Source organism: Rheinheimera muenzenbergensis, from assembly GCF_036984005.1.
Classification (GTDB): domain Bacteria; phylum Pseudomonadota; class Gammaproteobacteria; order Enterobacterales; family Alteromonadaceae; genus Alishewanella; species Alishewanella muenzenbergensis.
In genome coordinates this window covers 1-11,623 of the sequence record NZ_JALAAR010000010.1, presented here as the reverse complement: position 1 = coordinate 11,623, position 11,623 = coordinate 1, and the positions used below count along the sequence as shown (strand labels likewise).

Sequence of the window (11,623 nt, the reverse complement as noted above, 5' to 3'; positions counted from 1 at the left end):
CTAAGACAGAAACCTGTGCGGGAAAAGCAAAAAGCCCGCCAAATGGCGGGCTTTTTGCTTTTTATGGTGCCCAGACCCGGAATCGAACCAGGGACACGCGGATTTTCAATATCGGCTGAGGCACTCCACTTACCAGAACCTGCCAAAGTCAGGTCATCAAATTACATGCTCCTGAGTTTGCAGCAATCGAAGACAAAGTTCGAATTCGGCGGTTAGGGACCTCATCAGTTGCAATAGTTTGCTATCGTAGGCAATGCAGGATTCCACGGCTGCAGAAACACGCGCTCGTGTCTCAGCTCTGAAAGTGCGGACACACTGTATTACCTGGGCGAGTAGTTCTCGGTCCGGAACAGTTGATTTCGCTAACTCGTTCATAATCGCTGAGTAGGCAATCCAAATAGCTCCCTTATTATCATCCCTGATGAACAAAACTGACGACGATGCAGGGGTGTTGATACATTGGTACACGAACCATGCGGCAGCCAGCTCCGGCACAGTACGGAGCTGGTGATACCGCTGAGTAGCCACCAACAAATCCAATATCACTTTCGGATGTGTCGGTCGTTGCAGTTGAGCAGCCTGCAAAATCTTCAGCACAGTGAACACGATCTCATTGCTGTCTCTCTTCGCGGAGATAATGTTTTCAAAGAGGTAACCGAACGGAGTGGCTTTAAAATCAGCATATAGCAATTGGGGTAAACTATGGACCTGTATAGTGGCAACATAATCTATACGTAGATTGACCTGTCCAATTGCTGGTAATTGACTAAACATGCCGACAAATTGAGCTTGCTGTGCGCTATCAATGCGGCCTTTCTGATAGAGATATTCTATTACGTTGATACTGTTGCCAGTGATCACTGGTCCATGAAGGTGAGAGGCACACGAAACTAAGTATTTATCGTCACTGATGAGCATCGCAGTGGTTTGCCTGACTGCGTCGGCGTATAAATCGAACGCAACACCATTACTCAACTCATCTGTCGGTTCAATGAGTGTAATTTTGGGTAAGACAGCATGAAGTGCAGTAAGGATGTTTCCCGCTTTGGCTGCACTCATTGAACCTGCCCAGCCTGTATGTGCATCACGAATAGCATTAAATGTTGATTGCAGCAGGTAACACCGGTCAGTGGCATTTAATACGTCACCTAATGCTCCAATTTCAGAAAGGGCAAGCAAAGCTGTCTCATCGAATAGAAAGCGGGCCCCATGGAGGGTTTCATGCTCAAACATTTCCCACGGTACTTGCAGTGCATGTTTGATTCTGAACTCTGAGTTTTCAGGCGGTGAAGTTTGTGCCGCATGCCACAGTGCAAACATATCTCTTAGACCCAGCATGAGCCTCGAGCGCATAATAAAAGGTGCTGGGAGCGATCCATTACGGATTGCCTGCGTGTTTATTTCACTCTGTTTGACATGGTCATCGGTAGTTCCTGATATGCGCTGAAACTGTTTCAACAACTCTTCCGGTGTCGTATTAATCTCCACCTTTTCCTTCCAAAGGATAGGGGACTCTGGGAATTTCTCCGTGTATGCTTGAAGGCGTGCCTGGAAGGCTGCAATGGCTTCCTCGGTGTCTTCGCGACCCCGACCAATGGTCAACGAGACCATCAAGAAGCTGCCCTCCTCGCGTACATCGTTCTGATCTACGAGTTGACCATACTCTGCCAAAGCAAAAATAGCGTCTTCGAGGTATCTCTCGGATTGAACATACACCATGAGTAATCTGCTTAAGACTTCCACCTTCATCTGTCTTGTCGTAACCTGTGCGTAGAGAGTTTTAATCTCACTGATCACATCCTCTAACAGCCCTAGTGTCATACTAAGTTCAATGTAGAACTGCAGAGCCGGTATAGAAAGCTGAACAAACTCGCGATCTTTCTTCAGAACTGACAGCGACTCACCCAAGCGGCCTTGAGCCTTCAAGCATGCAGCCAAAATGAGAGACCACCCGATATCATTATCGCCATTATCAAGCTTTCTGTTGGCGATTTCCTCGGCTTGGCTCCAGTCTTTCGTTGTTAAAAAACTGTGGGCTCTCACGCGATAATGCTCGGGTGATAGTTCCGAGTGCGATAAAGCTCTATCGCTCAGAGCGATGATAATCCGAGCTGAGCCCTCATCCTGTGGGTCAAGAAATCCAAGGAGACTCAGCGCGATTGATAGCGGTTGTCCTGTGTTATTGTACACATCGTGTAGATGCATAAGGTGTTCTTTCTTCCGTTCTGGACTGTCTTGACAGCGCTTCTCGCATTCGAGAATTGCTAGGCAGGCTCGCCCCTGCTCTGATGTTTTCAACAAACCGGAATAGCGTTGTGAGACTTTGTGCTCTAATAACTCAGAGGCCCACTGAACTCCCATAGCTAGCGCAGGGATTGACCAGCGGTTGTCCTCTTCAAATAACTTGCCTTCATGGCGCATCAGAAGCTCAAGTGCATCTCTTTTTCGGCCAGTCATGTATATGGCTGTAATGAACATATACAGGTCAAAACCATCGGGCTCAGTGATTTGCTCAATGACCGGAATTAGATCCGCAAAGCGTTGTTGTTGCCACAGGACCTGACTATAAGACCTGGCCAGGGTCTGATCTGCTGAGCGCTCCTGATAGAATGGTTCTATGTAATTGGCTAACATACTCAGTCGATCGAAATAAGCGCTGACCGGTATACTCACATCGATGAGCTGATCAATATTTGTCAAATGTGGCAGCTCACGAGCTAGAGACCACGCCCGGTCAATATGTTTCATAGCTCTCGTCATGTCCGAGACATTATAAGTCACCAGTCCATGTGCAGGCACCGATAGGATATCCCTTTTATCTTCCGCAAAGTGAGCAAAGTAAAGTCTTCTGGCTGCTACTACGTGGAACACATACTCATCATGCATATCACTGAATTTCAACTGGTCCACCTGTTCGAGCAGGACATTAGCGTCAGCTAACCTCTCACCCAAACACAGTATAACAAGCCTGCCCGCAATGCGGTCTGGATAATGCAAATCCAATAAAGCCAGGGCTTCATCAACATGTCCGAGCATCGCCATACATTTGGTTTTCAGAAAACAGCTGTGGTAAGTCTTCGTATCTAAGTGATCACTTATATCTTTCAGCAGCTCAGGTGTCGGCTCGTCTTCACTATTGAATAGTGACTCAAGGTAGGTCAATTTGTACCTTGGGCGCTCACAGGCTTGATTGGCTTGCAGGGCGTGTGCTCGTGATTCCTCTTTGTTTCCCTTGTAAGAAAGCAGACGAGCCATCTGCAAGTGGTACTCGGCACGCTCGTTATCGGATAAGTTAGTTAATCGTTGCAATATGGTTGTAAGCGCTCGCTCTGCAAGCAGAATCTTATTCGATGATAACAAGTTCCAGCAGCGTTCAAGTGCTGCCGCATTCGACCCTTCTGGGCTGTGTACCCATGGCGCGTCTATTGGATTTGCCATGCTGTCCAGATAAATTGGTTTTTGCTCCAGGCCTCGGGTAATAATGCTGACTGCTGGCGCAACCGGAATGTTGATGTCAGACAGTTGTTTCTTTAGTCCAGAAACTGCCAATTGCTCGCTGAACCGATTCTGGAAGTAGCCGAGTAAATCCAGCGTATTTGTTACCAAATTACTTGTAGGTACTCTTACAGAGGTAGTCTTCTGACTTTCTTTACCCTCCACCCCAGAGAAAAAATCATCCTCTAGGATCAGATAATAAATTGGGCACTGGTGCCAGACTCCGCCATGATCTTTCAGGTCAACCACTGCAAGAACGACGGCTGTCTCTATTCCCCTGTAATACATGATTGTCGATAACTGAATATCTATGGTGATGAATTGGTTGTCGGCACTATAGCTAGGACTCATTGTGCCCTTGAGCTGAAGAAAGAAATTGAACGAAACCTCACCGCTTGATTTTTTAATTTGCATCATGTAATCAATGCCATAGTCGGTATCGCCGGAAGTTGACGTCTCTATCCATGATATAGGCATTTGACTCGTTAAGGCTCGACCAGCCAGCCGACCTATTTCCTGGCCACTACTCTCTATTGGCAATTGATTCACAAAAAGCTCCTGAAATTAATGCTGTGAATGGGCTGCAAGAGCGAAATATCTGCTTCACTGGTCCATGATTTTCAAATCGTCATAGTGCCGTGTGCTTTAGCCAAAGGCAAACAGTCTCTGTGCACCACCTTGAATTGTTCACTTCATAGCCACTACCAAACTCATACACTTCCGTATATAGTTCGAAGATGTTGAATGTTATCTGAGCCTGATTGGCAATAGGAAAAAATGAGCTTCTTGAAATCAGTCAGTAAATTTGCTCTCTGTGCTACGCAAAGCTTGGTTGCTGCATGTCTTGACAGTGCTGCTGAAGATAAAAAGCGCCATGACCACGAAGGTTATTGGCGCACTCAGGATGGCGAACTGATTACTGATCCTAATGATGTGAATATCCAAAAAGAAAATGCCGTCTATTTACGCGACTAACTGGTTTACTCACAGTGAATCATATCTGTTCTAGCACCTTTCCCTTAAACTTAAACTTAGACTTAACCTAATAGGCTCGATGAACCCATAGCTTGCGTTCACGCCGGTATTGACGATCACAAAATTTCATCGCCACATAGATTTGGCGTTCTCGCGCCCTTGCAATTAACTGGATGCATTTGTTGGATTCCACAGTCGGTTGACTTTAGTACACAATACTCATATGCTGATTTTGCGGTGAGAGAACACCCAATCCAGCCACACAGGTGAAACAAACACGTCACTGAGTAAACTGATAATCAATAGTTTTCTTGTCGGCATAACGGTTTAGTGGCAAGCCAAAGCCAAAATACTTAAGGAAATTATTGCTATGTCACATTTCACACATCCAAACGTTATTGCTGTTAAAAAACAAGCGCAGTTAGTGCGTTATAGTCTCAAAGAGTTCAATGTAAAAGCCTTGCCTACATCCACTGATATGTTGAATTACTGGGTCAAATGCTTCGGATATGAACACTGGCAACAGTTTATTAGGCAAGTAAATGGCCATCCAATTGACAAGATTGATTGTGCAATTGTCGACTACAACAGCTTTGAGAGTATATCTGCTGAGCTATGCAGCCTTCTATCCACTTATGATATCAATCAAATAAAATGGGCGCTGGCGACGTCATTGTTTAATAACATCCAAGTCAATAGTGGGCTGATAAAAAACCTGCTAGTAAAAACAGTGCCTATGCCAATGTCAGATGAGTTGAGGAAGCTACACAATTTTGGGCTCATAGACATTACAGTTGGAGCATTAGCGAATTCAGGAGAAGAGATTATCACTGGCTATCTACCAACGGAGTTAGGTAAATACAAAGCGGCCTTAGAATACGAGAAGGAGCTTGGTCGTTCTCTATCAGAGATAGATCTTGTTCAATTTGGACTCTCAAGCAATCTTTGTAAACTAAAGAGCATCCAACGCATCTTTACTATTAGTACCTGAAATACGACAAAATCTATCATCCAAATCAGCCGTCACTTAGGTGTTCGGCTGAGTTCTGTTGTCCAAGTGGGGTTATAAATCTCAAGTAGTATGAGTATGTTCTATTTGACCATCACATTACTTTTTTCTGTTGAAACACAAACAGCAATTGCGATGCATCCAATTAGCCTAAATCTGTAGCGCCAATTTCTTGCGCCCTTGCAAACAACGAAAGGTATTTGACTTTGTTGACTTTTTTGTCGTCATAGAGCTTTTTAATTATTAGATATGGGTTATAAATCAATATATATTCATAGTCTCCCAAAGCACCTTCTTGCGCATCAATAAAGCCGAGCTCAACGAGTTTAGCCATCCTTCCATTCCACGTTGAGATGGCCCTTTGGCCGGAGAAACCTGATTCAGCTGCCAGTTGACCAGGATTTTTTATTTCTACTAAGGACTCATCAAATACTCGGCACCATAGGGCAAAATATGCCCCTGATACTGGCTTTCCCTTATCGGCCACTTCATCCATTATTTGTGCGAGTATAGGGAAGGTCCGAGGTATCGTAGTAAAACCTGTCTGTTTTGTTCTATCCCACAACAGTCCTTCATCAATATCTCCAAAAAGCTGCTCTCTTAAAACCAGCTTTTGCTTTTTTACTTTAGATGTTTTAGCAGCCTTCTGTTTAACATTCATCATTTTTACGTCCTTCAGGTGTAACTGCAAAAAGGGAGCTGGCTTGTTTTCAGTTGTAGTTTTGGACACCACATCATTGCGACCTATTCCATCTCTAAGCTTTGGACACTTAGGAAATATTTAAGCAACCAAGCCAGCTCAACTAAATGTTTCAGTTGTTGCATTTTCAGGGTTCGCTTTGGACACAAACCCATTTGCCGCAATTAAACTACATGTAGTTTTGGACACCACATCTAACCGCTCTTGCAAACCACAACAACTTTCCACGAGCAAAGTATTCCACAAAAAAACATTTTATAACAAAGAGTTAATCATCTTCTCTTTTGATGCAGGTTTTTCAGCGCACTGCAAAACCCCTATTTAATAGTAGTATAAATCACAACTCACGCACTGAGTTGTGATTTATTTTTACTAATTTTTTCTAAGTTTTTTTTATTACGCATTAAATCAAACACTTAAACGAGATTTACGTGCTCGTAAGTTCTCGCGGTGCTGAAGGTGCTGGAATGTGCTCGGAGTGCTCGGAGTGCTCGTGGGTACATAGGGGAAAATCCAGACGGGCGTTGAGTAATATTTTTACGGCCAACCTGCAGCTCTACATCATATGGCCGATTGGATGAGTACTTTGAGGCATGTATCAGGTGTATCAAACCATAATTAAATCAAATCACAGTCTGGGCTACCCAATTCCAATCCTACTGGGCCGCCTAAAGCACCTTGCTGCCTTCTCTTCTTGCACCAGGCTATAGCTATTCGATCAAACACTTCCTCAGGAACTTCAGCCTCCAGTTTGCCGAACAACTTACCTTCAGCGTTGGATTCATAAATTATTTTAAAATCAATCGGATTGGTTATCTCAACAACAGCAGGATTATCATTCTCCCGTCCAAAGTGATTTCCTGATAAAGTCCAAATTCAGTGTGCCACTACATGATGAACTTAATATTCCCAATATGGAAACTTTCGTCAGTTAATTCCTAATACGCAACGCAACTCTCAACCACATCAAGTTTCACATTCACCTTTTCCAAGGCTTCATCTATGCCTAGAGTTTCTTTTTCTTACTAACGTAACTTGCGGTCAGTTTTGGGCAGGCCATTGCAATAGTATTTACAAAATCGCTGCATTGATGGGTTGAAGTATCATCTTCACTAATAATCCGCTTTAACATCTCGTAAGGAAACGTTAGCCGGATAGGTACTACAGCCGCCTCCACCAAGGAAACTGACACCTTTGATATAGAAACGTAGTGTTGCAATGTGCAAACCATCATGCCGTTATTGCTATAATTTAAAAGCTCAGCCTTTGTAAGTCCGAACTCCGTGATAATATGGTCTGGTTCAAGTAAAGATATCCTGTTCTTGTCTTTATGGCGGTCTAACTCCAAACTGTATAAGTGTATTTTTTGCTCGTCTATACAGGCTTCCAACGTGTAACCATTAGAGCTCATGTCCATCATCATTTGGGCGCCATCTACCGACATCAAAGCTTCTGTTATTTCAGCATCTAATGGCTGTTTAAGCCACTTTACAGCGAAGATCGCCGAAATCCCGATAAACGCAATGAGTGCATAAGGATGTTTTAACATGCTCACTATCACACTGATGATGCTTGCCAGCAGGCTAGTGTTCTTACCCATAAAAGCATTCCTTATTGTTTAACACGTCACCCAAGGAATATATCTCAAAATACATCCCGAACGTTCCGCACGGCTTTGTATTTCAAATGCGAGCATCTTGTAGCCCCCAAAATTGGCTGGCAAATGGAAGGGCAATTCATGCCCTATGGATCTATTGAATGTGCGTGCGGGTTCAGGTCGCATCACCCCAAAATACCCTGTTAACAAGCCAAATTAAGTGAGCGGTGAATAAGCTGATAGCCCCCATTTGTAGCGGCGATTATCTTTATATCGTCAAATCCCCAATTTGGCTTTTAATAAGGCATAGCTGTGGGTGAATTGCTGCACTTTAAGCTCGTGCGGCGTCCCCCAATAGTGGAGTGATCTTTTAACTGCACTGTTGCACTTTTCGAAATACTGGTCAGATTGAGACTTAATCATTTGATTGATGGCTACTATTGCCGACGCTCCATGGTGCTGGTGGTATTCATGAATGTGTTGTTCAAAAGTGAAGCGCCTGGTTTTCACATCTGACTGTCGATCTGCACAGAATTTCAGAACATCAGATAGCGCTGTTTTCGTGGCATCGCAAATGCTAAGTATTTTCTCAAGATCTGCAATGGTACAGAACATGATATTTTTACTGAGCAACTTACCTTCAATGACATCGCGTAAATTTACCGAGCTGCCCGCACAGAATTCAATTAACTTTTCTGCCTCGCTGATGAAGTGCTCTTGGTGCGTAACGACAAGCCCGAACCGGTTTTCTAAATCAATGTCTATTTTCTTCAGCAAAGAGAGTTTCCCAGCACATTCAGCTATCTGCGTCACCCCTTTGATCAGTGAATCTTTAAGTTTGTCCTTGATATATGTGCTGGAACCAGACGTAAGCATTGATGTTTTCGGCTCAACCCCTTTTGCATCTATAAGGATCGATGATTCATCATTCTGGATTAGAAAGTCGGCGACTTTACCGCTGATGCCTGCTTCTTTGTACCAAGTTTCAATTGTGCTCTCATGCACTGACTTTAGGTTATGCAATGAGAGTAATTCAGACGTGTATTTTTCATAAAGCTTGGTAAATGTGTCTTTGAAGCGGCTAGGCTCTTCAGCTTTGAGTATGCGCATAACAAACTCTGAGACACCAATTGAAAGTACATGAGCTTGCGGTGTGCTGATGCCTTTCTCAAGCAGAAAAATAGGCTTAACAATAAGTGCAGGCTCGTCAAAATACTCTGAAGGGTTTAATACCCGCTCGCAAGGCCGGACATGCTGAATGATATCTTTGAGCTCTGGGATGGTTCCTCCAATCAACTTGAGCAGGTGGATAACTTTAAATGGTGTCAACACAGGACAGAGTTCATTAATAACTGTCTCATATGAAACAAAATATCGCTCACTAAACGGAAGCTTGACCCAGAGCCATGTTGCAAATATAAGAAACTCATCGAGGCTTACACCGGCCTGTTTTTCGAATTGGTCACGAAGCGTTTTTTTCCCTGACTGCAGCTCTATGATTGCAATAAAACGGTATAGGAATATCAGGCGTTCTTTATGATCCTGCTGAAATCGAGTTTGAGGAATTAACATCCGTCTAATTTCGATCATCGGATCATCCGTGCTGTTCAATTTAAGCGCGCTGTTCTGTAAATTCCACACTCGATTAATGATTTTATTTACACATCTCGCTGATGCATCTATCGCGTTAGGTCTTGTTTCTATCTCAAGCACCCATTCAAGCGTTAAACAATATATCCATGGTACTTGAATGCCTTGTGACATTGGCCGTTGTGGCAGGTGAAGGTTTGTCAATAGATGCTCTACAACAGAGTTAGTTGTGTATGAACTTAGCTTCTTTCTGATTGCAGCTGCTTCGATCTGATAATTCATTTTTTCACCATATATAGAAAATACCCATTGTCAAAATATCATGGCCGCTTAAAACGCTAGTACTAAATGAAAATTATTAATTTTAGTGCAGTAGAATGAATAACATAGTCAAACAACACTATTCGACAATCGGTCTTACTCCAGGCCATATTTTATGGTGTTTACTTTCGCTAAAAGTGACAAAAATCTCCAAGATAAAGCAAAGTTTTCGACTCCTTTGAGTCATGAGTAAAGCTCTATAACAAGCTTTAACCACTGACTTCAATTAACTCAATTCGCTTTATTGGTATAAAAACTTCCCAGTCAATGAGCTTCGCATCTTCCGCGCTGCGCGCAGCGAAGCTGAATCTGTAACTGATGGGAGTAATTTCTGCTTTTAAACGTAGCTGGTTACCAACTTAATAATCAGGTGGGATAGGGTCAAAGACATTTTTAGACAATTCTCAATTTCAGCACCATCTAATTCGTCGGCCCTGCGGGAGGCAGATATCTGATGTGCACCATAATTAACATTCTTAGATTTTGTGGTAGCCATTGGTATTACATTACTGATCGACTCTGTAATCACTTCCTCGACGATGGCTGAGTACTTTGCAACTATCTGTCGGGAAAGCCTTGTAGCGGCAGCTATAGCCGCCTGCGTGAGTTTCTGCCGCATTTGTATCAGCGACTTTGCTGCAGCCCGTATCCGCGACTCTGTAGCTCTCTGGCGGGATTCATGGGTTCGTTGTGCAGATAGCCTCTGCTTCTCTTGCAGCGGCAAAGATGGGTCTAGGCCCATAGCGCCTCGGTGACACCGGTTAGTGCCCCTATAACGATCCCACGTCCATCTTGCGACTGACTTTACTATTGCGCTTACCTCAGGAACTGATAGGTTCATTTTGGAGCCACGACGTTTAAAATTGTTATGGTCGTGGGCATAAGCATCCAGCAGACGGTTAAACGATTGAAAGGTGCCTTGTTCCCGTTCACGGTTCACGATTGAGTAGGCATAGAAACGAAGCTCTTCAAACAACATGCAATTCCGTGAATGTGAAACAGAGTCTACATTCGGCCCTTTGCTCCACCATCTCTTAACTGCCAAATCTACGTAATCTGCAAGTTCACTAAGGTCATAGACTGCGCAATGAATCTCCGAGGTGTTTCACCAAGGATGACCAGGCGTTTTGGCGACAGGGCCGCTGTAAGACAGATCTGCGCCTAATCGTGCGGCCATAGCCTCGTAAACCGCCTTCATATAAGCAATAGGCTTCGATCTGGCGTTCTCCGAAGTACATACGGGTGGAATTGCATAGAACAAATGTGCGCGACCATCATTGCGGTTTGTAACCACCATATTTGGGGCAGGAAGCCCTTCATCATCCCAAACATGCGGGTTCGAATGGTCAAGGTCAAAGACAAGCCACGAAACCATGCCTGGACTATTGACCTGCATATAAGGGTAACGAATGGCATATTCACGAGGGCGGATTTTGGCTGCAGTTTTATTATCACTACGACGCGCTAAATAAGGTGCCTCCGCCACTATCCTAGACAATGGCGATGTTGGTTCGAAGAACCGGTGGTTCCCTTCAAAGGGGCTTAGATAATCTTTTCTTGCGGCTGTCAGTTTATGTCCGACAGCCGGACAGGCAAACAAAAACCTCAGAACTCGGCGTTGTCGTGGTTATAGACAAAGCGAATCCGTTAAGCTAAATTAAAAGCCTAAATCTTTTGCAGAGATTTACTCATTGAGTGGAGTGCTGGTAACACTACCCTCGCAAAAACCGCGTCTAGACGCGGTTTTTTTGTTTGTGCATCCGGCTAAAGTCGCCTCCGAAGTTCGGAGCGATCTTTGTAGGAAATTAATAGGATTCTAGGAAATAAAAAGCCCCAAACACTGTTTGGGGCTAGGAATTATGGTGCCCAGACCCGGAATCGAACCAGGGACACGCGGATTTTCAATCCGCTGCTCTACCGACTGAGCTATCTGGGC

General features: G+C 44.0%; 8 protein-coding genes and 1 tRNA gene. 2 read left to right on the top strand and 7 right to left on the bottom strand.

Annotation, left to right across the window (positions count from 1 at the left end):
* Positions 1-156 precede the first annotated feature (156 nt).
* Entirely contained in the window at positions 157-4,044 is a 3,888-nt protein-coding gene (locus MN202_RS12315; RefSeq protein ID WP_335736427.1) for a DUF4365 domain-containing protein, read from the bottom strand.
* Between the two features lie 228 nt (positions 4,045-4,272).
* Here MN202_RS12315 and MN202_RS12310 point away from each other — a divergent pair, with 228 nt between their 5' ends.
* Positions 4,273-4,470 (top strand): hypothetical protein, encoded by a 198-nt coding sequence (locus MN202_RS12310; RefSeq protein WP_335736426.1) that lies wholly within the window; start codon positions 4,273-4,275, stop codon positions 4,468-4,470.
* A 370-nt stretch (positions 4,471-4,840) separates the two neighbouring features.
* Positions 4,841-5,461, top strand: coding sequence for a hypothetical protein (locus MN202_RS12305; protein ID WP_335736425.1), 621 nt, complete (start codon positions 4,841-4,843; stop codon positions 5,459-5,461).
* A gap of 163 nt (positions 5,462-5,624) precedes the next feature.
* On the opposite strand, the gene MN202_RS12300 is transcribed toward MN202_RS12305, so the two are convergent.
* From MN202_RS12300 to MN202_RS12275, 6 genes are all read right to left on the bottom strand, one after another.
* The gene (locus tag MN202_RS12300; RefSeq protein WP_335736424.1) at positions 5,625-6,143 is read right to left on the bottom strand and encodes a hypothetical protein; all 519 of its coding nucleotides are present in this window, start codon (positions 6,141-6,143) and stop codon (positions 5,625-5,627) included.
* Positions 6,144-7,185: 1,042 nt separating this feature from the next.
* Entirely contained in the window at positions 7,186-7,779 is a 594-nt protein-coding gene (locus MN202_RS12295) for a hypothetical protein (RefSeq protein WP_335736423.1), read from the bottom strand.
* Between the two features lie 273 nt (positions 7,780-8,052).
* Complete coding sequence (gene gapS1 / locus MN202_RS12290) at positions 8,053-9,648, bottom strand: GapS1 family protein (RefSeq protein WP_335736422.1); 1,596 nt, start codon at positions 9,646-9,648, stop codon at positions 8,053-8,055.
* A 376-nt stretch (positions 9,649-10,024) separates the two neighbouring features.
* Complete coding sequence (locus tag MN202_RS12285) at positions 10,025-10,732, bottom strand: primase C-terminal domain-containing protein (RefSeq protein ID WP_335736421.1); 708 nt, start codon at positions 10,730-10,732, stop codon at positions 10,025-10,027.
* 60 nt (positions 10,733-10,792) lie between these two features.
* Positions 10,793-11,173: a replication initiation protein gene (locus MN202_RS12280; protein WP_335736420.1), complete on the bottom strand. Its 381-nt coding sequence runs from the start codon at positions 11,171-11,173 to the stop codon at positions 10,793-10,795.
* A gap of 374 nt (positions 11,174-11,547) precedes the next feature.
* Positions 11,548-11,623, bottom strand: a tRNA-Phe gene (locus MN202_RS12275).

Coding starts and splice junctions, on each gene's coding strand:
- MN202_RS12310 (WP_335736426.1), top strand. CDS start 4,273: ATGAGCTTCTTGAAATCAGTCAGTAAATTTGCTCTCTGTGCTACGCAA.
- MN202_RS12305 (WP_335736425.1), top strand. CDS start 4,841: ATGTCACATTTCACACATCCAAACGTTATTGCTGTTAAAAAACAAGCG.
- MN202_RS12300 (WP_335736424.1), bottom strand. CDS start 6,143: ATGATGAATGTTAAACAGAAGGCTGCTAAAACATCTAAAGTAAAAAAG.
- MN202_RS12295 (WP_335736423.1), bottom strand. CDS start 7,779: ATGGGTAAGAACACTAGCCTGCTGGCAAGCATCATCAGTGTGATAGTG.
- gapS1 (WP_335736422.1), bottom strand. CDS start 9,648: ATGAATTATCAGATCGAAGCAGCTGCAATCAGAAAGAAGCTAAGTTCA.